A 21,122-nucleotide genomic window follows, 5' to 3' on the forward strand; every position below is an offset into this window, starting at 1 on the left:
GTCGCTGCCGGAGGGGGTTGCCGGTCCGCGAGCGGCGTGTGCGAGAGTGGCCGCATGACCTCGCACGTCCCCGTCGCCGCCGACCACGTCGTCACCGTCGACGACCAGGGTCGCCGGACCGGTACCTTCGAGCGCGCCGCGGTCCACACGACCGAGACGCCCCTGCACCTCGCCTTCTCCTGCTACGTGCTCGACGACGCGGGCCGCCTGCTCCTCACGCGGCGCGCGCTCGCGAAGCGCACGTGGCCCGGCGTGTGGACCAACTCGTTCTGCGGCCACCCGCGCTGGACGGAGTCGACCGAGGAGTCGATCGTCCGCCACGCGCGGCACGAGCTCGGGCTCGAGATCGCGGACCTGGAGGTCGCGGTCCCCGGGTTCCGCTACCGGGCCGTCGACGCGTCGGGCGTCGTGGAGAACGAGATCTGCCCCGTCTACGCCGCCCGGGCTGCGGGCCCGGTCGAGGCGAACCCCGACGAGGTGATGGAGCTCGCCTGGGCCGACCCGCGGGACGTCGCGCGCGGGGTCGCCGCCACGCCGTGGGCGTTCAGCCCGTGGATGGTGCTCCAGGTCGGCGCGCTGGGCGGCGCGAGCACGGCCGGCGACGGTCCGACGGCGCCCCTCGCCGCGGCCTTCGGTCCCGCCTCCGCCTGACCGCGCCCGGCCCGCGACCGGGCAGGGGCGAGGAGTCAGACGCGCCGGAGCTGCGCGCGGCGGAACCGCTCGGGGATGCCCAGGTGGTCGGCGTCCTCGGCGGTCGAGCGCAGCCGCCGCGGCGGGAGCGCGTGCGGCAGGACCGCGTCGGCGCCGGGGACCCGCGCGTCGTGCATCGCGGCGGCGAGCGCGTGCACCAGGGGCGCCTGCCGGGACGGCCGCCGCGTCGAGAAGACCCACAGGTCGAAGCCGGGGGCGGTCGCGAGGTCGACGGGCTGGCCCTGCGCCCACGCGTGCCGCGCGACGACCGGCGACACCGCCAGGAACGTGACCGGCCGGCGCGACCAGAGCACCGTGCGCGACGCGCCGCTCACGCCGCGGTCGGCCAGGAGGAGCCCGATCGTGCGCTGGTTGCCCACGACGGCGGACACCGTGCGGGGGTCGATCCCCGACCACGGGATGACCGTCGGGCGCAGGAACGGTGCGAACGAGCCCACGACGATGCCGCCGTCGAGCACGAGCAGCTTCTCCGAGCCCAGGAACCACAGCAGGACGCCGAGCACGGCGGCGACGGCCACGAGCAGGACGGCCGCGGCGACGACCTCGCCGTCGGCCAGGCTGGCGACCGGCGCGAGCAGCACGAGAACGAGGACCACGGCCCACGCGGGGCCGTTCGGCGTCGCGGCCTCGACGTGCCGCAGGCGGCCGAGGCGCGACGCGTCGGCCCAGTGGCGCACCTTGCGCGTCGCGCGGTCGCCGGTCGGCGCGGCCGTCATCGGCCGAGCAGCTCGGCGGGGAGGCGGCGCAGCGTCGCCGGCCCGACCTCCGACAGCTCGAGCGTGACGGGCGCGCCGTCGGCGTCGTGCTCGCCGCCGCGCACGACGTACACGCCGTCCGGCGTCGCGTAGACGCTCACCCGGACGAGGGTGTCCGAGCCTGCGCGCACCGCCCCGAGCACCGTGACGGCGACCGCTCCGGAGAGCTCCGGCGACGTGCGGGCCTCCGCGGCGAACTGCTCGGTCGTGAAGGTGCGGGCGCGGCCGTCGAGCACGGCCTTCGCCGCGGGGTCGAGGAACACCGCGAGGCGCCCCGCGAGCTCGGCGAGCGGGTAGACGCTGAAGGAGTGGTGGCCGCTCGGCCCGACCTCCTCCTCGAGCACCCGGTCCTCGTCGTGCAGGTAGACGTACACCCAGTGCTTGCCGAGCGCCGTCGTGCGGTCCGCGGAGAGGATGGCCGACGCCGTACGCCGCAGCACGAGCGGGCCCGTCACCTCGGGGACCGCGTCGATCCCGACCTGCGGCTCGCCGCCCGGCCCGGGCGGGCGCTCCTCGTCGGACGGCACCACGAGACCCCGCGCGAGCAGCGACCGCAGGGCCACGCGCCCCACGAGCGTGCGGTCCGCGCCTTCCTGCGCGTCGAGCCAGGGCAGCGGGACGAGCTGCGGGTTCTGGAGCCCGTCGAGGATCGCGACCTCCTCGTCCGTGAGCGTGACGACGTGCGTCACCTCGCCGGGCGCCGTGCGCGCGAGCGTCTGCTCGGCGGCCGCGATGTCGGCCGCGGACCACTGCATGGTCGGCTGCTGGGTCACGAGAAGAGGCCTCCGATGAAGTCGCCGGCGGCGGAGAGCCCGTCGCCGATCGCGTCACCGACGTCGGACGCGACGTCGCCGATGGTATCGGCCGCGTCCCCGACGAAGCTCGTGACGTCGTTCCAGCCGTCCGCGAGGTACGGGCCCGGGTCCGAGAAGAACCCCGTGATCGAGTCCCAGTTGTCGTAGACGAGGTTGCCGAGCGCCCAGACGCCCGCGACCGCCGCCGCGCCCGCGACGACCGCGATGCCGACCGGGTTGGTGAGGAGCCCCGCCGCGATCGCCATGGTGCCCGCGCCGCCGATCACGGACAGGACGCCCATGCCGCGGTCGACGCCGCCGCGCACGCCGTCGTACTGGGTGTTGACGATCTGGTTGATGCCGCCGACCACGCCGGCTGCACCGCCGGCGAAGCCCATGAACCGGGAGAACGTCGTGGCCCGCCCGAGCACGCTCAGCGCGTCCCCGACCGCCATCCCGCGCGTGAGCTGCAGGGCGCTCGCCGCCGCGGGCGACAGCGCCGCGAGCCGGCTCGCGTCGAGGAAGCCGCGCGCGGCGAGGAAGGTGCGGTACGCGATCCACGCGCCGCTCCCGGCGCCCCACGCGGACAGCGCGGTGTCGCCGACGTCCCAGATCGACCCGTCGAGCGGGTCGCCCGCGCCGGGAGGGCCGCCGCCGGGGCCGGTCGGCACGCCGGGCCCGGGGACGCCCGGGGACGGGATGGACCCGCCCTCGGTGCTCGTCGCGAACTGCTGGTCCGCGTGGCGCAGGACGGCCTGCGACGCCTCGGAGAGCGTCTGGCTCACGCCGCGCAGCAGCGCGACGGACGTGCCGGTCCACTCGCTGCGGAACTGGTCGGCGTCGCCGCCCTGCCAGCGGCCCGCCGCCTCCACGAGGCCGCTGACCTCGGACGTCGTGCTCACGAGCTGGTCGGAGGCGGACCGCAGCGACTGCGCCAGCCTCCGCAGCTCGTTGACGTCCGCGCCCCACATACCGCTCACGTCGTCCTCGTCCCCTCGTCGGTCGTCCGGCCCGCCGGCACCCGGTGTCCGGGACGCGCGAGGCGGGCACCGGGGAGGCTATCGTGCGCGCCGTGGTGCGGACGATGGGGAGTCCTCCCCGTCGGGTCGTGGCGCGCCCGCGCCCGCGCACCGCTCGCGTTCGGCTCCGGCGCCCGGGCGGGTGACAATCGACCCATGCCTGACGCGGTACCCGACACCCCCGCCACCCCCGACCGCGCGAGCGAGGCGCCGGTGCCCGCCCGGGACGCCTCGTTCGAGGAGCACGTCGCGTGGGCCCGCGCGGTCCCGGTCGTCGGGTTCGACCTCTCCCCCGTGGCGGGCCGCGTCGTCGAGGACCCGCTGCCGTGGGACTACGTGGCGCTCGCGCGCGAGCTCGTCGCGAGCGGGCGCGGGCCCGTGCTCGACCTCGGCACGGGCGGCGGCGAGCTCCTCTCCACGCTCGGCCCGTTCCCCGCGGGCTCCGCGGCGACGGAGGGCTGGGCCCCGAACCTGCCGGTGGCCCGACGGCGGCTCGAGCCCCTCGGCGTCGAGGTGCGGCCCGTGGAGGGCGACGACGAGCAGCTCCTGCCGTTCTTCGACGGCCAGTTCGCGGTCGTCCTCGACCGGCACGAGGAGTTCGACCCGGACGAGGTGCTCCGCGTCCTGGAGCCGGGCGGCGTCTTCCTCACGCAGCAGGCCGACTCGCGCGACGGCGTGCGTCTGAGCACCGCGCTCGGTGCCGAGCCGGCGTGGGACCCGGACTCGGTCACGCTCGACGCCGCGGTCGAGGTGCTCCGCGAGGCCGGGTTCGTGGTCGACGCCGCGCGCGAGCACGAGGGCCTGCGCCGGTTCCGGGACCTGTCCGCCCTGCTCTGGTACCTGCGGCTCATGGCCTGGCAGGTGCCGGAGCTCGCGTCGCTCTCGCCCGAGGCGGTCGCGCGCTACGAGGCGCCCCTGCGCGCCCTGCACCTGCACCTCGCCGCGGGCCACGAGTTCGTCGACGAGGCGCCGCGCTTCCTCGTGGTCGCGCGCAAGCCCTTCTGACGCCGACTCAGCGTCGGCGTGCGGGCAGCAAGAAGCCCGCGGGCTGGAGGGTTCCTCCTGTCGTGCTGGACGAGGGCACGACACCCGCGGGCTCCGGTGGTTGCGTGGTACTCGCTCGCCGCCGGGGGCTCCCCTCGGGAGACCCCGCCCGGTTCACGGGCTCACCGCATCCGGTCCGTTGCTGGATCGGTTGCGCGACGACTAGCGCGCAACCACCTCACGAGTCCGAAGAATCTTCACTTCCAGGACCACCTCCTTTCGCGTGTACGACGACGGTACGTCCGCCTCCCGCGGCCACGCCAGGGGTTTTCGCCCACGGCGTGGAACCGCCGTGGAGCGACCCGCCGGGTCACCGGGGTCAGGCGGGGCGCAGGTGTGCCCACTCCTCGGGGTAGTCGTCGAGCCACGCGGCGAACGACTGCGCGGGTCGCTCGACGAGCCGCGGGACCGTGTCGCTCACGTGCGCGAGCTCGCCCGCGGCGATCGCCGTGTACGACGACACCCAGCCGTCCACCTCGAACCGCGGCGCCCCGTACCGGTCGCGCGACGCGTACGCCTCGTCGACGGTCTCGGGGTGGTACGTGATCTCGCGGCCCGTGGCCGACGACAGCTCGGCCGCGACCTCGGCGAGCGTGAGCGCCTCGGGGCCCGTGACGTCGTAGGTGACGCCGTCGTGGCGGTGCGCGTCGGCGTCGAGCAGCACGACGGTCGCGACGTCGGCGATGTCGTCGTGCGAGACCGACGCGACGCGCCCGTCGCCCGCGGGGCCGCGGATCACGCCGTCGTCGCCCACCATGAGCGCGAGCCCGCGGTGGTAGAGGTTGTCGCGCAGGAACGTGTGCCGCACGCCCGTCGCGCGGATGTACTCCTCGGTGCGCCAGTGGTCGCGCGCGAACGTGAACACGGCGTCGGGGGCGGCGCCCACGAACGACACGTAGACGATGCGGTGGACGCCCGCCGCGACGGCCGCGTCCACGGCCGCGCGGTGCTGCGCGACGCGGTCGACGTCCTCGCGCGCGGACACGAGCAGGACCGTGTCCACGCCGGTGAACGCCTCGACCATGCCGCGCGTGTCCGTGTACCCGGCGACGACGGCGACGTCCGACTCCGGCAGCGGGTCGTCGCCCAGGCTGGGCGCGCGGGCGGCGTCGCGCACCACGAGGCGTTGCGGCGCGCCCTCGGCGGCGAGCCGGAACGCGAGCTTCGACCCCAGGAGACCGCTCGCGCCCGTCACGGCGACCCGTCCCGACCCCGCCCCGATCATCATCTCCTCACGGTAGGCGCCCTGGTCACGGGCCGCCCGACGACCGACCTGGACGGGAGGGGAACGCCCTCCTCGCGCAGAATGGGGCCATGTCGAGTGCCGAGACCCGCCCCGGGCCCTACCGCGTCATGACCGTCTGCACCGGCAACATCTGCCGCTCCCCCATGGCCGAGGTGGTGCTGCGCGACCGCTTCGAGGCGGCCGGTCTCGGCGACCGCGTCGTGGTGGACTCGACCGGGATCAGCGACGAGGAGCGGGGGAACCCGATCGACCGCCGCGCCCGGGCCGTCCTGGCCGAGCACGGGTACGCCGTCGACGGGACGCACCGGGCGCGTCAGGTGCGCGCGGGCGACCTCGCCGCGCGTGACCTCGTGCTCGCGATGACCGCCCAGCACGCGCGGGCGCTGCGGCGTCTCGACGCGTCGGCGCCGGTGCGCCTGTACCGCTCGTTCGACCCGGCGGCGCCGCGCGTCGAGCCGGGCGGGTCCGAGCACGTGCTCGACATCGCCGATCCCTGGTACGGCGGGCAGCAGGACTTCGAGGACTGCCTCGCCGAGGTCGAGGCCGCGGCCGACGGGATCGTGGACCTCGTGCGCTCAGAGCTCGACGGCTGAGCGCGCGCGACGGGCGTCCGTCCCGTCGCCGCGCGACCCGCGCGGCCGCGGCGCCGTGGACCAGCGGAAGCGGTCGAAGAACGCGTCGAGCGCGGGGACGCGGCACAGCACGGTGAACAGCCCGAGGCCGAGCGCGCCGCCCACGACGTTGAAGAGCAGGTCGCTGGCGTCCGCGACGTGACCGCCACCCAGCAGGTGCGAGGTGACGTACTGGGTGACCTCGATCGCGAGACTGAACGCCGCTGCCGTGAGCACGACGCGCCACCACGACGGCCGCGCCAGGAGGAGCGGCAGGAGCACGCCCAGCGGCAGGAACACGAGGACGTTCATCACCGCGTCGGCGACCTCGTAGTCCACGAGGGGCACGAGGACCAGGTGGGCGTCCCACGCGGCGCTGCTCGCCGGCTTGTCGAGGAAGATCGGGAACACCGTGTTCGCCACGACCCCGGCCGCGTAGACGGCGAGCGCGAGCGCGACGGCGGCCCGCGGCAGCGTGAGACGACCGGACCGGTGCAGGCGCCACAGCAGCAGCCCGAGGACCACCGCCCCCAGCGGGACGACGACGGGGAGGACGGGGACCTCGCGAAACACTCGAACCGCTCCTTCAGCTGACGACGCCACGCACGACGTCGCCGACGGTAGCGGTGCCCCGCCACCCGGGAGATCCCCCGACGGTGCGACCCCGGCCGCGGCGCCCTCCCCCTGCGGGTGGACCGGGGCGCGCCGCCCGAGGTTCATCGGGTGTCGTCGAGCGTCAGCGGCGGCGGGTCCGCCCGCGCAGCGTCCCGACGGCGGTGCCCACGGACCGCGCGACGGACCGTCCCGCGTGACGCACCGTGGCACCGAGCCGGCCGAGCGCGCGGCCCACGCCGCCCGTCGCGCGCGGCGCGCCGCGGGGAGAGGGGGCGGCGGCGTCGGGCACGGGCGACGTGACGGGGGCGGGCCGCGGCAGGTACGCCCCGACCCACTGCGCGATCCGCCCGTAGGCGAGCGCGCGCACGGGCCGGGAGGAGAGGACGACGTCGTGCAGGGCGCCGTCGAGGCGCGCGACCGTGACGAGGTCGCCGAGCTGGACCGAGCGCTGCGCGACGCCGTCGACATCGATCGCGGTGTCCGTGCGCATCATCTCGGGCGACCAGCGGGGCAGCAGCGTGCTCCGGGCCGAGAGCAGGACGAGCACGGGGGCGCCGATCCCGAGGCCGCGCGCGACCGTCTGCTGGCCGTGGAAGACGGCGGACAGCCACGCGGGCGTCGTCCGGAAACCGTGCTGCGGACGCCAGGCGAGGTCGTACGACCACTCGCCGCCGAACTCCTTGCTCACGGAGCGCGTGTAGAAGCCGAGGTCGACGTTGGGCAGCGGACGCGTGGGCGTGAGCCGGGCGCGCGCGCCGATCACGGGCTCGAGCAGGAGTCGGCCGACCTCGCGCGTCTGGAACTCCAGCCACGGGCTGTTGAGGACGAGCGCCGCCGCGCGCCCGGGGTGGCGCGCGAGCCACAGGCTCAGCGTCAGGCCGCCGGTCGAGTGGCCCATGAGCACGACCTCGCGCGGGGACCGCCCGTCGCCCCGGTGGCCCATCGCGACGAGCGCGGCCTCGATGTCCTCGTCGTACGTCGCGAGGTCGGCGACGAACCCGGGCGTCTGGCCGGGCCGCAGGCTGCGGCCGTACTTGCGCAGGTCGAGCGCGTGGAACCGCGCGCCGTGCGCCTCCCAGAAGTCGGCGAGCTCGGTCTGGAAGAAGTAGTCGGACCAGCCGTGCACGTACAGCACGTCGAGGTACGGGTCGGGCCCCGGGCGCCGACGCCGCACGAGCGTCGCGACGACCTCGCCCTCCTCGTCGGGCGAGAGCGGCAGCGTGAGCTGCTCGTAGTCGTCGCCCAGGACGTCGGGCTGCCAGTCCGCCATTCCGCTGACCCTAGGCGGGCCCGACGACGACCGCCCGCCCGGCGGGTCGCGGACCGGTCGGGCGGGGTCGGGTCCGGTCGAGTCGGTTCCGGTGGTCAGCGGGCGGCGCGGCGGGCGCGCCAGCGCGCGACCTCGTGCTCGACGTCGCGCGTCGGGGTCACGACGGGCGGCCCGCCGAGCAGCTGACGACGGGCGTCGACGACGCGCGCGTTGAAGTCGGCGAGGATCTCGCGGACCGCCTTCTCGTCGAGCTCGCGGTCGAGGCGGTCGTCGAGCTCGCGGTCCTCGGTCTTGAGGAGCATCGCCGGCGGCCCGAGACCGGTGAGCTGCTCGCGCTCGATGACCGACTTGAGCCACCAGTCCGGGTCGTGCGTGCCCGTGAGCCCGGGGATCGGCTTGCCCGCGAGCGGGAGGTCGTCGAACTCGCCGCGCCGGACGGCCTGGTCGATCACCGTGTCGACGTACATCGCACGGTCCTCGGGTCGTACACGACGTGGGCCCCCGGCCGGGAGGTCGTCCTCGCGCGCCTCGGCCGCGCCGCGCGTGCCGGGTTCGCCCGGCGCGTCCACGGGCTCACGGCGGGCGGGGTCGTCGTCGGACGCTTCCCGCTCCGCGGCCTCGCGCGCGGCCTCCCGCTCGACCCGGTACTGCGCGGCCCGCCGGACGGGGTCGTCGTCCGGGGTGCGGGAACGTCGTCGGAACACGAGCACCTCCTCGTCGTCTCCGCCCAGCGTAGGCAGCCCCGGTCCGGCCGGACGAGCGGAGAGCTCAGCCGTCGAGGAGCGGGTGGTACCGGCGGCGCAGGGCCCGGTCGAGGGCGGCCAGCACGCCGCCCACCGTGAGGACCGTGTTCACCGGCCCCGGGAGGTCCGGCACGAACGGCGGCGTCCACCCGGTGAACTGCGACGCCACCTCGAGCAGCTGCGGCACCTGCGTCACGACCGCGACCGCGAGCACGACCCACGCCGTCACGCCCACGGCGCGGCTCGCCGTCGGGCGCTCGCGGTCCATGCGGTCGCGCCAGGCCTCGGCGGTCCCGGGCAGCGGGGGGACGTCGTGCACGGTGCCGACCGCGTCCACGACGCGCACGTACCGCATCCCGTAGGTGCCCATCCTCGCCTCCAGCGTCGCGCCCCCGAGGTCGAACCGGGCGCGCGAGCGCTGCTCGTCGACGAGCCGGCCGTCCCGGTACAGCCGGATGCGCTCGTCCCAGTCGAGGAAGTCCACGGCCACGACGTACTCGTGGCCGCCGTGCCGGAGCCCGAACGCGCTCCGCCACAGCACGGCCCACCCGCGCACGGGGCGGAAGGTCGCGGCGCCGTCGCGTCGGTCGCCATGGTCGCCGTGGTCGCCGCGGTCGTCGTCCTCCCGGTCCTCGGGGCCGTCGCGCCAGGCGTGGTCGGTCGTCATGGCCTCATCCGACCCCGGGCGCGCGGTGCGGCGCGTCGCCCGGACGACCGACACCTCCGCGCGCGGCCGGCCGGCGTCCGCCGAACGGATGACCCCGGGCATGATGGGCTCATGCCCGGGTCGATGAAGGTCTCACGCCGCTCCCACGTGCCGCCGTTCGCGGTGATGGAGGTCCTCGCCGAGGCGAACCGGCTGCGCGACGCGGGCGCGTCCGTGCTCAACCTCTGCGCGGGCGAGCCGTCGACCGGGGCGTCGGACGTCGTGCGGCGGCGTGCGATCGAGCTGCTCGAGCACGGCGACCTCGGCTACACCGAGTCGCTCGGGGTGCCCACGCTGCGGCGCGCGATCGCCGAGCACTACGACCGCTGGTACGGCGTCGAGATCGACCCGGCGCGCGTCGCGGTGACGACCGGGTCGTCGGGCGGGTTCCTCCTCGCGTTCCTCGCGGCCTTCGACGTCGGCGACCGCGTCGCGCTCGCACGCCCCGGCTACCCCGCGTACAAGAACATCCTGCGCGCGCTGGGCTGCGAGGTCGTCGAGCTCGACTGCGGCCCGGAGACGCGCTACCAGCCCACGGTGTCGCAGCTCATGGAGGCGTACTACGACGGCGGCCTCGACGGGCTCGTCGTCGCGAGCCCCGCGAACCCGACGGGGACGATGATCCTGCCCGCCGAGCTCGACGCCGTCGCGGCGTGGTGCACCGACCACGAGGTGCGCCTCGTGAGCGACGAGATCTACCACGGCATCGTCTACGGGGACGGCGCGGACGGCCCGGCCGCGGCGCTGCCGACGGCGGCGCGGTACGTGCCCGACGGCGCCGTCGTCGTCAACTCGTTCTCGAAGTACTGGGCGATGACCGGGTGGCGCCTCGGGTGGCTCGTGCTGCCCGACGAGCTCGTGGGGCCGGTCGACGCCCTCGCCGGGAACGTCGCGCTGTCGCCGCCCGCGCTCGCGCAGCACGCGGGCGTCGCCGCGTTCTCCCCCGAGGGGTACGCCGCCGCGGCCGAGAACGTCGCGCGGTACGCGGCGTCGCGCGAGCTCGTGCTCTCCCGGCTCGACGACCTCGGGTGGTCGCGCGTCGCGCCCGCCGACGGCGCGTTCTACGTCTACGCCGACGTCTCCGGGGACGGTCTGGACTCCGTGACGTGGTGCGCGCGCCTGCTCGCCGAGGCGGGCGTCGCGCTCACCCCCGGCACCGACTTCGACGGCGTCCGCGGCGGGGACTGGGTCCGGCTGTCGTTCGCCGCGGCCCCGAGCACGGTCGCCGAGGCGGTCGAGCGCATCGCCGCCTGGCGCCGCACCCTCTGACGCGTCCCGGGCGGCGCGCGGCCCGACGACGTCCCCCGCGCCCGGGGACCCCGCCCTGGTCGCGACGGTCCGCGGCCCGCGCGAGGATCGTCCGGTGCCCCACGACTCCCGTGACCTGAACGACGGACCGCTGCCCCCGCGCCCGGACGGCGCCCTGCGCCTCGCGACCTTCAACACGCTGCACGGCGCCGCGCTCGACGGCACGGTCGACGTCGAGCGGTTCGCGCGCGCCGTCGCGTACCTCGACGCCGACGTGCTCGCCCTCCAGGAGGTCGAGCGCGACTCGCCCCGCTCGCACCGCGCCGACCTCGTCGCCGTCGCGGCGGAGGCGCTGCGCGCCGAGCACCGGCACCTGTCCCCCACGCTGCGCGGCGTCTCCGGTGCGTGGGTGCGCGCGGGGCGGCCGGGGTCGGGCGTGCGGCGCGTCCCGGGCGTCGCGTCCTACGGGATCGGTCTCGTCAGCAGGTTCCCCGTCGAGCGGTGGTCGCGCCTCGAGCTCGACCGGATGCCGTGGCGGTCGCGCGTGCGGCGGCGACGGCCGGGGACCGCGACGGGGGCCGCGCGCCTGCTGCCCTTCCGTGTGGTGCCCGACGAGCCGCGCGCCGCGCTCGCCGCGGCCGTCCGCACGCCGTGGGGGCCGCTCACCGTCGTGACCGCGCACACGACGTCGCGCCCCGAGTTCACCGCGGACCAGCTCCGGGCCTTCACGGGAACCTGCGCGCCGCTCCCGCGCCCGCTCGTGCTGCTGGGCGACCTCAACCTGCGCGCGCCGGAGCCCGCGGAGATCACCGGGTTCACGTCGCTCGCCGACGTGCTCACGCACCCCGTCGACCGGCCCGTGCGGCAGATCGACCACGTGCTCGCCGACGGCCTGCCCGGCGGCCCGACCGTCCGGGCCCTCGGGCCCGCGACGGCTGTCGACACGGGGCTGTCCGACCACCGTGCGGTCGTGGTGGACGTCGTCGTGGAGCCGGCGCCCGACGCTCCGCGCTGAGCAGGGTCGGGCGGCCGCGCCGAGCGGGGTCGGGCAGCCGTGCCGGGCGGGGGCGGGCGGCCGTCAGGCGGCGAGCCCGACCTCCTGGGGCGCGGGCTCGCCGTCGGCGCGCACGGCGACCGCCGCAGGGGCGGACGCGGTGAGGGCGGCGGCCTCGTCGAGCGCGCGACGGCGCGCACGGCGCGCCCGCACGATGACGACGATCGCCTGGGCGCCGATGAGCACCCACACGAGGTTCGCGGCGACGGACGGCCACACGCCGTTGGCCGCGGCGACCATGCCCATGAGGCCCGCGGCGGTGAGGTTGGTGAGCTGGAACGGGGCGGACGACGGCGCCCAGCGGCCACGGCTGACCATCGCGTAGGCGACGACGCCGACGGCGGCACCGATCCAGCCGAGGAACATGACGATCGCGTCGAGGGTGACAGGCACAGCGGTACTCCGGTGACGAAGAAGGGGTGGAGGGGGGTACCGCGACGCTGCGGTGGCTGTGCGCTCCGGGCCGATGGCTGGTGGCGCGGGTGGTGCGAAGCTCGGGCGCCGACCCGTAAGGAGGAGGAGGTAACCGACCGGCGCCACGACAAGTGTGAGGCCTTCCGAGGTTCAGCACAATCGAAGGATTCTGCACCGGGCGTTTAGCATCTCTACATGGCGACGGACCCACGCAGACTTGGTTTCCTCCTTGCCGTGCACCGTGGTGGAGGCATCCTCGCGGCAGCGGATCTCCTGCACGTCACTCCGTCCGCGGTCTCGCAGCAGATCCAGCGGCTCGAGGCCGAGGAGGGGGTCGTCGTGCTCGACCGCGGACCGCGCGGCGTGACCCTCACGCCCGCCGGTCGCGTGCTCGCCGAGACCGCCGAGCGCATCGAGACCGAGCTCGTCGAGGCCCGCAAGGCGCTCGCCGCGCTCGGCGACGAGGTGAGCGGGCGCGTCGCCGTCGGTTCCTTCCAGACGGCGATCCGCGCCGTCGTCGCGCCCGTCGCCGGGCGGCTCGCCGAGACCGCACCCGGGATCGAGCTCGACGTGCAGGAGCGCGAGCCCACCGAGGCCCTGCGCCTCCTGCGCGCGGGCGAGCTCGACGTCGTCCTCCTCGAGCGCGACTACGAGGCCGACTCCCCCGCCCCGCGCGGCACGCGCGAGATCGTCCTGCTCGACGAGCCGTGGCGGCTCGTCGTCCCCGCCGGCATGCCGACGCCCACGCGCCTCGACGACGTGCGCGACGCCGTCTGGCTGGGACCCGAGCCCGGCACCGCAGCCGCCCGAGCGCTCCGGAGGCTGGCCCGCGGGCTCGGCGGGACCCTGCGCACGCGGCACAACTACTACGACTTCGACGTCGCGCTCTCGCTCGTCGCGGCCGGGCTCGGCGTCGCGATGCTCCCGGCGCTCGCCGTGGAGGGCGGCGCGTCGGACGAGGTGCCCGACGGCGTCACGGTCGTCGGACTGCCCGGGCTCGGGTCGCGCCGCCTCGTCGCGCGCCACCGCGCGACCCGGCACGAGCCCCGCCCCGTGGTCTCCGCCGTGCTCGACGAGATGGTCGCCGCCGCGGGCGGGATCGCGTTCGCCTGACTCCGGGGCGTCGTACCCTGCGGGGGTGGACGTAGCGGTGGTGGGGGCGACGGGGGACGTCGGCCGGCAGGTGTGCACGCAGATCGTCGAGCGGCGGGTGCTCCCGCCGACGGCGCGGCTCCAGCTCGTCGGCCGGGCCGGGGGCGCGTCGGGGCGCGCCGTGCACGGGCTGCGCGCCGACCTCGTCGACGCGTACGACGAGCACGCGCCGCTCCTCGACGTCGCGCACTCGCCCGACGACGTGACCGCCGACGTCATCGTCGTCGCCGCCGGCCTCACTCCCCCGGCCCGCACGGGCGCCGACCCCGACCGGCGCGTGCTCGCCGCGACGAACGGCGCGGTGCTCGCCGAGTACGCGGACGCGATCGCGCGGCACGGCTCGGGCCACGAGGTCGTGATCGTCGTGACGAACCCCGTGGAGCTCGGCGTCGCGGTCATGGCGGAACGGCTCGGGCGGCACCGCGTGCTCGGCATGGGGGCCTGGCTCGACACGCTGCGGTTCCGGCGCGAGATCGCGGTCGAGCTGGGCGTGCGGCGGCACCGCGTCGGCGGGTTCGTGGGGGGCCAGCACGGCGAGGACGCCGTCCCGCTGTGGTCGACCGTCCGGGTGAGCGGGCTCGACGCCGACGAGCGGGCGCGCGCCGTCGCCGCGCTGCGCCGCAGCCGCACGCTCGACGCGCTGCCCGGCGAGATCGCGGCGGCGAAGGACGAGCTCGCGCGCGTCGCGAGCCAGGACATGGGCGCCGCGTTCGAGCTCATCGACACCTGGCCCGCCGACCTGCGGCTCGTCACGCGACCCTGGATGACCCACCAGTCCGGCGCGAAGACCCCCGCAGGCACCGCGAGCGCGACCGTCGACCTCCTCGAGGTGATCCTCGACGGGCGCGAGATCGTCGTCGCGGGTCAGGTCGCGCTCGACGGCGAGCTCGACGGTCGGTTCGCCCCGAACGACGGCGTGCCGTCCCGCGGCGTCCTCGGCGTCCCGGTCGTGCTCGGTCCGGGCGGGTGGACGCGCGTCCTGCTCGACGAGCTGCCCGACGACGAGGCGCGCCGGCTCGTGCAGGCGGCCGAGGGCATCGACCGCATGGTGTCGTCGAGCGCGACGCGAGGCGCGGCGAGCGGGGTTGCTGTCACGACGACCGGGGCGACGGGCGCGGAGCGTGCGCTCGCCCCGGTCGGTGCGGAACGCGACTGGGTCGCGACTGTGCACGGGCTCGACCAGCCCGGCACGCTCACCGCGCTCACCGGGGTGTTCTCGACGCGGGGCGTGAGCTTCGACTCCCTCGCGACCGGGCCGGTCGACGGCGACGGCCGGGCAGGGCGGATCGTCGTGTCGTTCCGTGCGACGCCCCGCCGCACTCGCGCTCTGGAGCGGGCGGTCCGGCGTCTCGCGACGGTGCGCTCCGTCGTCGTCGAGGCGGCAGTCCCCGAGCCCGCGGACACCGGTCCGCGAAGGGCGTGAGGGGACGCCCGCTCCCGACCCCGGGCCCGGTGCCGAGCGACGTCGCCCGGGAGCGCGTACCGTCGATGGGACCGAGTCCGCAGTCAGGGGGGACCGTGCCCGAATCCCAGTACCAGGTGCTCGTGATCGAGGACGACCTCGACGCCGCCGAGTTCCTGAGGATCGCGCTCGAGCGTCACGGCGGCATGCACGTCGACACGGTCGAGACCGCCGAGGGAGCCGTCGAGGCGCTGCGACGGCAGTCGTACGACGTCCTCGTCAGCGACATCCAGCTGCCCGGCCGTTCCGGGCTCGAGGTCCTGCCCGAGCTCCGGGCGATCGACCCGGCGGTGCGCGTCATGATCGTCACCGCGTACCCGACCGTGGACCACGCGATCGGTGCGCTGCGCGAGTCGGCGGACGACTTCCTCGTCAAGCCGGTGACAGCCGCCGAGGTCGTCCGCCGCGCCACCGAGCTCGCGCAGCGGACCCGGGCGGCCCGCACCTCCTCCCGGCAGCGGGTGCTCGCCGTCGGAGCGCACCCGGACGACGTCGAGATCGGGGTGGGTGCCACGCTCGCCGCGCACGCCGCCGCCGGGGACGAGATCGTGACGCTCGTCCTCTCCGGCGGTGCGGTCGGCGGCGAGACCTCGGCCCGCCGCTCGGAGGCGGCCGCCGCGGCCGCGGTCGTCGGTGCGCGCCTCGTGCACCTCGACTTCCCCGACACGCGGCTGGACCCCGCCGCGGGGATGATCACCGCGATCGAGGAGGTCGTCCGGGAGATCCGCCCGACGCGGATCTACACCCACGGGATCCACGACCGCCACCAGGACCACCGCGCCGTGCACGAGGCGGTCCAGGTCGCTGCGCGGGAGGTCCCGGGGCTCTGGTGCTTCCAGAGCCCGTCCTCGACCGTCGAGTTCGCGCCGAACCGCTTCGTCGACGTCGACGGGTTCGTCGACACCAAGCTGAGCATGCTCGCCGCCTTCGCGTCCCAGAGCCACCGGGAGTACATGCAGCCCGACGTGGTGCGTGCGACCGCGCGGTACTGGGCCAGGTTCAGCCCCGCCCGCGACGCCGAGCCGTTGGAGACGGTCCGGGCCAGCGAGACCCTCGTCCGCGGGGAGGTCGTCCAGGCGGCTCCCGCGGTCGACGGGCAGGGGGCGGACGCCGGGCACGGCTCCGGCGGGCGGTGAGCAGACCGACCGAGCTCGGTGAGAGGTACCCGGTCCTCCGCCTGGGCTGGGCGGACGAGGACACCGTCGCGCTGCGCCAGGTGCCCATCACGCTCTCCGTGGTGGTCGCCGCGGCCTCGCTGTGGTGGATGGTGGAGCCCGCCCGTCCGGGTCTGCTGGTCGCGGCGGTCGTGCTCTCCGTCGGCGTCCTCGTGGTCGCCGCGCTCGGCCGGTGGGACACGTGGCCCGTCTCATGGCGCTTCGCCTGCTCGCTCGCGCAGATGCTCGCGATCGGCCTGCTCGACGTCGGGGCGGGCCTCCAGGCGGTGACCCTCGACATCCTCCTCGTCCTCCCCCTCGCGAGCCTGGCGCTCCGTCCGGGCTCGGCCGGTCCCGCGGTCGGGCTCGCGGGCGCGGGTCTGGTCCTCCTCGTGCCGGTCGTCGTGGACACCGGCCGGATCCAGCCCGTCCTGCACGCGGTCGTCACCTTCTCGATCCTCGCGACGCTCGCGCTCGGCATCCACGGCATGGTGACGCTCGCGCGCGGCCAGGCCGTCCAGCTGGCCGCCGCCCGCGACGCCCTCGACGCGTCGTCACGACGTCTGCGCGACTCGCGGGACACGCTCGCGAGCATCCTCGCCGCCGCTACCGAGCAGGCCTTCCTGGCCACCGACGACGCGGGCACGGTGGTCTCCGCCAACACCGGCGCCGAACGTCTCCTCGGGACGGCGGCGAGCACGCTCGTGGGGACGGACGTCGTCCGCCTCCTCGGCGGAGGATCGGCCGCGGCGGGCGAGGCGGGCGACCAGGAGGGGGGCACGCCGTCGGCGCTCGCGGAGATCGTCGGGGCCGCCGCGCACGGCGGCACCGAGGTGCACGAGCGCGACCACACCCTGCCGGACGGTACGAGTCGTCGGCTCGAGGTGGTCGTGACCCGCAGGCCCGCCCTCTCGGGGCCGGCGCCGGAGCTCCCGCCGGGCTACCTGTTCGTGGCGACCGACGTGACGCGCCGCCACGAGGACGAGCAGGAGCAGGACGCGTTCATCGGCCTCGTCAGCCACGAGCTGCGCACGCCGCTCGCCTCGATCCTCGGGTACGTCGACCTGCTCCGGATGCGGCCCGAGAGCCTGGACGACGAGCAGCAGCGCTATCTCCAGGTCGTGGAGCGCAACGCGCACCAGCTCCAGGCCCTGGTGGAGGACCTGCTCACCAGCGCCCAGGTGGTCTCCGGGACGTTCGCCCTGGTACCGATGGAGCTGGACGTGGTGGAGGTGGTCCGGGAGGCCGTGGCGTCCACCGCACCGGTCGCGGCCCGTGCCGGGGTCGCGATCGTCGAGGACGGGGACGCCGAGGTCCGCCTGCTCTCCGACGCGCAGCGGCTGGGCCAGGTGGTCGAGAACCTGCTCACGAACGCCGTGAAGCACAGCACGCGGGGCGGCCAGGTGCGGGTGAGCGTCACCGCCGAGCCCGCGCAGGATGCCGCCCGGTGCGTCCGCGTCCGGGTCGTCGACCACGGCACCGGCATCCCGGCGGATGAGCTCGCGCGCCTGACCGAGCGCTTCTACCGGACCCGGGAGACCGTCCGTCGGCGGGTCCGGGGCGTCGGTCTCGGCCTGTCGCTCGTGCAGACGATCGTCGACGCGCACGGGGGGAGCCTGTCCATCGCCAGCGAACCGGGGGTCGGGACCGAGGTGGACGTGCTCCTGCCCGACCTCTCACCGGACCAGGACGAGCCCTAGGCCGGTTCTTCGCTCGCGTCGGGGCGCCACACGGACGCGAGCGCGGTCCAGTACGCGTCGCCCATGAGGGAGTACGGGGTCACGTTGACCGAGCGCACCCCGTTCGTCGCGGCGAGAGTGACAGCTCGTGCCATGTCCTCCGGCGTGATGCGGGCGGTGCTCCCGGAGCTCCCTGCCCACAGGCCGACCGAGATCGTGATGCGCGACATGTCGAACCCGGCGCCCGCGAGCGCTGCGGTCAGCGCCTCGACGCTGCTGACGTCCCGGCCGCTCGGCCGGAAGTACGCCCAGACGGTCAGCCGGTCCACGGCCGACAACAGCCTCTCGTAGTCGTGTCCGCTGCTCGGGACGCCCCGGGCGAGCTCGTCCCAGTCGACGCGGACCTCCATCGAGAGCGCGATCCGAGCGGTATCGCCTCGCTGGACCTCGTCGAGCCCTGTCCGCATGCGCGAGAGAAGCCCGGCGAGCACGTCGGACCTCCAGGCCCCCAGCTCCGGCGCATCTTCCTCGACCGCCCCGGACTCGTCGCGGGGCCAGTCTTCCGCGCCGGTCATCTCGCGGTAGAGCGCCAGGTCGTCGTCCCCGAACGCGAAGCGGTTGAGGAAGAGCTCGGTCACCGAGATCTGCGCGGGCTCGTACCGCCGTCCCAGTGCGACGACGTAGTCGACGAGGCGGTCGCCCACCTCGCCCCGCGCGAGAGCGCTCGCGGATGCTTGGTACTCCGCTGCCTCGCCGTCCGACGATCTGCCTGCGAGCGACGGGTCCTGCTCGAGCCAGCGAGGGACGTACGCGTCGACGATGAGACCGAAGTTCCGGCGCGCTCCGTCGGGACCCCGCGCCAGTGCGCGGGCCGCCAGCGCGAGGTGGTCCGTGCCTGGCTCTGCCGCTGCTTCCGGGTGGTCGTCCCAGTCGAACGCGGTGAACTCCACTCGACCTGCATTGAGCTCGACGGCGTTCACGCCGGCTCGGTCGAGGTGTCGATCGATCGAGGACCAGTCGGTGCCGGGGTCGACGACCGTACCGAAGTCGATGCTGACCGAACGCACGTCCTCGGGTGGGACCGCGGTGCGCATCGGTGGGACCGATGCTTCCCAAGGGCGTGCCAGCACCACCGCGAGCACGAGTGCTGCCGCCACCGGGACCGCGATCAGCGGGACCCAGCGTCCTCCCCGTCCAGCCCGGCGACCGATACCGTCCCGGTCCTCTCCAGCTTGTCCCATCGTCCCTCCGAGTCCGTCGTCTCCCGGCGTGCCGCCTCCAGCATGACCAGTGTCATGAGCGAGGAGTAGGCGGGCCACAGCGGGACCGTCCACAGGTAGCGAAGATCCCCGGGTGCGTGGTCGAGCACGACCGCGAGGAGCAGCAGCCCCAGGGACAGGGGCAGCCCGAGGAACAGCGCCCACTCCCACCACGACGGAGGCAGCCAGCCCGTGCCCTCGACGGCGACGAGGACGGAGAGGGCGAGGAACGCGAGCACCTGGAGGAACGGTCCCGCCACCTGCGACACGGTGTTGTAGAGCAGGTACGCCCCGAAGCGCCCGTACCGGAGGTTGCCGATCATCCGCCGGTGCAGCGCCGACACCTGGAGCAGGCCGCGCGCCCACCGCACCCGCTGTCGCCAGAGGCCGCGGACCGTCGAGGGCGACTCGGCGTAGACCACGGCGTCCGGCGCGAACGTCACCCCGTAGCCGGCGGCGTGCACCCGCCAGGTGAGCTCGAGGTCCTCTGCCAGGGTGTCCGTCCGGAGGGGCCCCGTGCGTTCGAGCACCTCGCGCCGGAACGCGCCCACGTTCCCCGACACGACGGGGAGGCAGCCGAGCACGTCGAGCGCGCGGCGCATGAGCCCGGTGCCGACGTGGCTGACGAGGGCGAGGAACCGCGTCAGCACCCGATCGAGGTTCACCGGGCGGTCGTTCCCGCACACCGCGCCGACGCGGGCGTCGCGGAACCCGCGCAGCAGCCGGGTGATCGTGTCGGGCCGGAAGACGCCGTCGGCGTCGACCAGGAGGACGACCTCGCCCCGCGCGAGGGCGATGCCACGGTTGAGGGCGGCGCCCTTGCCGGCGTTCTCCTGCCGCACCGCGTGCACGCGCGCGTGCCGCTCGGACAGCCTGAGCATCCTGTCGAAGGTGTCGTCGCGGGACCCGTCGTCGACGCACAGGATCTCGAAGCGCGGGTAGTCGCTGCGCAGGAGCGACCGCACGCAGTTGTCGATGACGACCGCCTCGTCGAAGGCGGGGACCACGACGGAGACCAGAGGAGGCTCCGCCCAGGACGGGCCGAGCCCGGCGGGGCCGGGTGCCGCGCGTCGGTGGCGGTGCTCGAAGGCGAGCGCGAACGGCACGAGGGCGAGGCGGACGAGCCCCACGACGAGGAGCGTCGATCCGACCACGAGCGCGAGCGCGGTGAGGACTCCGGTCAGGGCGGCCGGCATGCCTTCAGACCGGCCACTCGCGGAGCACGGCGTCGAGCAGCTCCGGTGCGGACTCGGACACCGCCCCGAAGCGCGCGTTGACCTCCAGGACGACCGGTGTCCCGTCCGCGAGCCGCCGGACGTCCATGTCGAGAGGACCGACGAGCCCGAGCGCCAGGGTCGTGGCCCGTGCCACGGCGGCGACGTCCGCGGCCGCGCTCTCCTCGAGGCGCGTCACCGTCGTGGCGTTGCCGACGCGTCCCTCCTTGCGGCCGGTCTTCTCCAGGACGACGACCTGCGTCTCCCCGGTCGACGGCGACCGGAACACCTGCGGGCAGTACTCCCGCCCCGGCGCGAACCCCTGGACGATCCACGACGCGTCGAGAGCGGCCCATGCCGGGTCGTCCGCGGTCTCCACGACGTGGACGCCACGCCCGCCCCGCGCGACACGCGGCTTGACGACGACCGGACCCGCCGCCCAGTCGAGCGCGTCCGCCGCGGAGGGCAGGGCGTCGGCCCCGGCGTGCGGCGGGACGCCGACGCCCTGGCGGTCGAGCGCGAGCATCGTGAGGAGCTTGTCGCCGGCGACGGCCGTCGGGCCGGGCGGCGACACCACGACGTCGCGGGTCAGGCCCGCGGCACCGGCGAGGACGGCGAGGTGCGCCAGCTCCTCGGAGACGGACGGGACGACGAGGACGTCTCCGTACCGGCGCACGAGCGCCAGGGTCGCGCCGTCGTAGGCGGGGTCTCCCGCCGCCGGGACGGCCTCCACGGTCGCGAACCCCGGGACGGCACGTGGCGCCAGGTCCACCCCGACGGCGTGCACCTCCGGTCGTCGCGCGAGCTGAGCCCCGAGCGCCCGCCCGGCCGGCCCTGCGGCCCCGGTGACGATGATCGTGCGCGTGTCCCCCATCGTCCGAATGTACGGCGACCTCCTGGGGTCCGCAGGGCCGGGGGCACCGGGTACGCGGGAGCGAGGGCGGTGTGCCCGCTACGATGAGGCCACAACTC

21 protein-coding genes are annotated in these 21,122 nt (G+C 75.5%); 9 read left to right on the top strand and 12 right to left on the bottom strand.

The window, feature by feature from the left end; all coding sequences use genetic code 11:
• Positions 1-54 precede the first annotated feature (54 nt).
• A complete protein-coding gene (idi, locus tag RSE42_RS00220) occupies positions 55-651 on the top strand; it encodes an isopentenyl-diphosphate Delta-isomerase (RefSeq protein ID WP_086150146.1) in 597 nt (198 codons plus the stop codon).
• 35 nt (positions 652-686) lie between these two features.
• On the opposite strand, the gene RSE42_RS00225 is transcribed toward idi, so the two are convergent.
• The 3 genes from RSE42_RS00225 to RSE42_RS00235 are packed head-to-tail and all read right to left on the bottom strand — an operon-like array spanning position 687 to position 3,240.
• Complete coding sequence (locus tag RSE42_RS00225; protein WP_144722894.1) at positions 687-1,427, bottom strand: hypothetical protein; 741 nt, start codon at positions 1,425-1,427, stop codon at positions 687-689.
• Positions 1,424-2,239, bottom strand: coding sequence for a hypothetical protein (locus RSE42_RS00230; RefSeq protein WP_085386949.1), 816 nt, complete (start codon positions 2,237-2,239; stop codon positions 1,424-1,426). Before RSE42_RS00230 ends, RSE42_RS00225 begins: the two co-directional genes overlap by 4 nt.
• Positions 2,236-3,240 carry a hypothetical protein gene (locus RSE42_RS00235; protein WP_137281383.1) on the bottom strand — a complete coding sequence of 335 codons (1,005 nt, stop codon included), beginning with the start codon at positions 3,238-3,240 and terminating at the stop codon, positions 2,236-2,238. The genes RSE42_RS00230 and RSE42_RS00235 overlap by 4 nt, the downstream gene beginning before the upstream one ends.
• Positions 3,241-3,435: 195 nt before the next feature.
• Between RSE42_RS00235 and RSE42_RS00240 the strand changes: the two genes are divergently transcribed.
• A complete protein-coding gene (locus tag RSE42_RS00240; protein ID WP_085386948.1) occupies positions 3,436-4,284 on the top strand; it encodes a class I SAM-dependent methyltransferase in 849 nt (282 codons plus the stop codon).
• Positions 4,285-4,642: 358 nt separating this feature from the next.
• Here RSE42_RS00240 and RSE42_RS00245 read toward each other — a convergent pair whose 3' ends face one another.
• Complete coding sequence (locus RSE42_RS00245; protein WP_198163138.1) at positions 4,643-5,551, bottom strand: SDR family oxidoreductase; 909 nt, start codon at positions 5,549-5,551, stop codon at positions 4,643-4,645.
• 86 nt (positions 5,552-5,637) lie between these two features.
• Here RSE42_RS00245 and RSE42_RS00250 point away from each other — a divergent pair, with 86 nt between their 5' ends.
• Complete coding sequence (locus RSE42_RS00250; protein WP_415297581.1) at positions 5,638-6,162, top strand: low molecular weight protein-tyrosine-phosphatase; 525 nt, start codon at positions 5,638-5,640, stop codon at positions 6,160-6,162.
• On the opposite strand, the gene RSE42_RS00255 is transcribed toward RSE42_RS00250, so the two are convergent.
• The 4 genes from RSE42_RS00255 to RSE42_RS00270 all read right to left on the bottom strand — a co-directional run bounded on the left by RSE42_RS00255 (position 6,145) and on the right by RSE42_RS00270 (position 9,475).
• The gene (locus tag RSE42_RS00255) at positions 6,145-6,753 is read right to left on the bottom strand and encodes a VanZ family protein (RefSeq protein ID WP_415297582.1); all 609 of its coding nucleotides are present in this window, start codon (positions 6,751-6,753) and stop codon (positions 6,145-6,147) included. The genes RSE42_RS00250 and RSE42_RS00255 overlap by 18 nt on opposite strands.
• 163 nt (positions 6,754-6,916) lie before the next feature.
• On the bottom strand, positions 6,917-8,065 hold the full coding sequence (locus RSE42_RS00260; protein ID WP_415297583.1) for an alpha/beta hydrolase: 1,149 nt from the start codon (positions 8,063-8,065) through the stop codon (positions 6,917-6,919).
• Between the two features lie 95 nt (positions 8,066-8,160).
• Positions 8,161-8,769, bottom strand: a complete 609-nt coding sequence (locus tag RSE42_RS00265) for a DUF1992 domain-containing protein (protein WP_415297584.1) — start codon at positions 8,767-8,769, stop codon at positions 8,161-8,163.
• A gap of 64 nt (positions 8,770-8,833) precedes the next feature.
• On the bottom strand, positions 8,834-9,475 hold the full coding sequence (locus RSE42_RS00270) for a hypothetical protein (RefSeq protein ID WP_415297585.1): 642 nt from the start codon (positions 9,473-9,475) through the stop codon (positions 8,834-8,836).
• A gap of 123 nt (positions 9,476-9,598) precedes the next feature.
• Here RSE42_RS00270 and RSE42_RS00275 point away from each other — a divergent pair, with 123 nt between their 5' ends.
• Both RSE42_RS00275 and RSE42_RS00280 read left to right on the top strand, forming a co-directional pair.
• A complete protein-coding gene (locus RSE42_RS00275; protein WP_074804408.1) occupies positions 9,599-10,783 on the top strand; it encodes an aminotransferase class I/II-fold pyridoxal phosphate-dependent enzyme in 1,185 nt (394 codons plus the stop codon).
• Positions 10,784-10,877: 94 nt separating this feature from the next.
• Entirely contained in the window at positions 10,878-11,777 is a 900-nt protein-coding gene (locus tag RSE42_RS00280; protein WP_255180073.1) for an endonuclease/exonuclease/phosphatase family protein, read from the top strand.
• Positions 11,778-11,840: 63 nt separating this feature from the next.
• On the opposite strand, the gene RSE42_RS00285 is transcribed toward RSE42_RS00280, so the two are convergent.
• Positions 11,841-12,209 carry a CBU_0592 family membrane protein gene (locus RSE42_RS00285; RefSeq protein ID WP_415297586.1) on the bottom strand — a complete coding sequence of 123 codons (369 nt, stop codon included), beginning with the start codon at positions 12,207-12,209 and terminating at the stop codon, positions 11,841-11,843.
• Positions 12,210-12,425: 216 nt separating this feature from the next.
• Here RSE42_RS00285 and RSE42_RS00290 point away from each other — a divergent pair, with 216 nt between their 5' ends.
• From RSE42_RS00290 to RSE42_RS00305, 4 genes are all read left to right on the top strand, one after another.
• Positions 12,426-13,343 (top strand): LysR family transcriptional regulator, encoded by a 918-nt coding sequence (locus RSE42_RS00290; protein ID WP_163185503.1) that lies wholly within the window; start codon positions 12,426-12,428, stop codon positions 13,341-13,343.
• A gap of 25 nt (positions 13,344-13,368) precedes the next feature.
• Positions 13,369-14,805 (top strand): lactate/malate family dehydrogenase, encoded by a 1,437-nt coding sequence (locus RSE42_RS00295; RefSeq protein WP_415297587.1) that lies wholly within the window; start codon positions 13,369-13,371, stop codon positions 14,803-14,805.
• A gap of 95 nt (positions 14,806-14,900) precedes the next feature.
• Positions 14,901-15,980, top strand: a complete 1,080-nt coding sequence (locus tag RSE42_RS00300; protein WP_415297588.1) for a PIG-L family deacetylase — start codon at positions 14,901-14,903, stop codon at positions 15,978-15,980.
• The gene (locus RSE42_RS00305; protein WP_415297589.1) at positions 15,977-17,698 is read left to right on the top strand and encodes a sensor histidine kinase; all 1,722 of its coding nucleotides are present in this window, start codon (positions 15,977-15,979) and stop codon (positions 17,696-17,698) included. The genes RSE42_RS00300 and RSE42_RS00305 overlap by 4 nt, the downstream gene beginning before the upstream one ends.
• Here RSE42_RS00305 and RSE42_RS00310 read toward each other — a convergent pair.
• The 3 genes from RSE42_RS00310 to RSE42_RS00320 form a co-directional block, all read right to left on the bottom strand.
• Positions 17,695-18,657 carry a hypothetical protein gene (locus RSE42_RS00310; protein ID WP_415297590.1) on the bottom strand — a complete coding sequence of 321 codons (963 nt, stop codon included), beginning with the start codon at positions 18,655-18,657 and terminating at the stop codon, positions 17,695-17,697. The genes RSE42_RS00305 and RSE42_RS00310 overlap by 4 nt on opposite strands.
• A gap of 188 nt (positions 18,658-18,845) precedes the next feature.
• Entirely contained in the window at positions 18,846-20,132 is a 1,287-nt protein-coding gene (locus RSE42_RS00315) for a glycosyltransferase (RefSeq protein WP_415297591.1), read from the bottom strand.
• A gap of 4 nt (positions 20,133-20,136) precedes the next feature.
• Complete coding sequence (locus RSE42_RS00320) at positions 20,137-21,024, bottom strand: ATP-grasp domain-containing protein (RefSeq protein ID WP_074804121.1); 888 nt, start codon at positions 21,022-21,024, stop codon at positions 20,137-20,139.
• Between the last annotated feature and the right edge of the window lie 98 nt (positions 21,025-21,122).

The sequence above is a fragment of the Cellulosimicrobium sp. SJTW-1 genome (assembly GCF_047716875.1).
Classification (GTDB): domain Bacteria; phylum Actinomycetota; class Actinomycetes; order Actinomycetales; family Cellulomonadaceae; genus Cellulosimicrobium; species Cellulosimicrobium funkei.

Excerpts from the sequence above, each read along its gene's own strand:
- RSE42_RS00245 (WP_198163138.1), bottom strand. The coding sequence starts at position 5,551 with ATGATGATCGGGGCGGGGTCGGGACGGGTCGCCGTGACGGGCGCGAGC.
- RSE42_RS00260 (WP_415297583.1), bottom strand. The coding sequence starts at position 8,065 with ATGGCGGACTGGCAGCCCGACGTCCTGGGCGACGACTACGAGCAGCTC.
- idi (WP_086150146.1), top strand. The coding sequence starts at position 55 with ATGACCTCGCACGTCCCCGTCGCCGCCGACCACGTCGTCACCGTCGAC.
- RSE42_RS00275 (WP_074804408.1), top strand. The coding sequence starts at position 9,599 with ATGAAGGTCTCACGCCGCTCCCACGTGCCGCCGTTCGCGGTGATGGAG.
- RSE42_RS00240 (WP_085386948.1), top strand. The coding sequence starts at position 3,436 with ATGCCTGACGCGGTACCCGACACCCCCGCCACCCCCGACCGCGCGAGC.
- RSE42_RS00270 (WP_415297585.1), bottom strand. The coding sequence starts at position 9,475 with ATGACGACCGACCACGCCTGGCGCGACGGCCCCGAGGACCGGGAGGAC.
- RSE42_RS00315 (WP_415297591.1), bottom strand. The coding sequence starts at position 20,132 with ATGCCGGCCGCCCTGACCGGAGTCCTCACCGCGCTCGCGCTCGTGGTC.
- RSE42_RS00250 (WP_415297581.1), top strand. The coding sequence starts at position 5,638 with ATGTCGAGTGCCGAGACCCGCCCCGGGCCCTACCGCGTCATGACCGTC.
- RSE42_RS00320 (WP_074804121.1), bottom strand. The coding sequence starts at position 21,024 with ATGGGGGACACGCGCACGATCATCGTCACCGGGGCCGCAGGGCCGGCC.
- RSE42_RS00290 (WP_163185503.1), top strand. The coding sequence starts at position 12,426 with ATGGCGACGGACCCACGCAGACTTGGTTTCCTCCTTGCCGTGCACCGT.
- RSE42_RS00225 (WP_144722894.1), bottom strand. The coding sequence starts at position 1,427 with ATGACGGCCGCGCCGACCGGCGACCGCGCGACGCGCAAGGTGCGCCAC.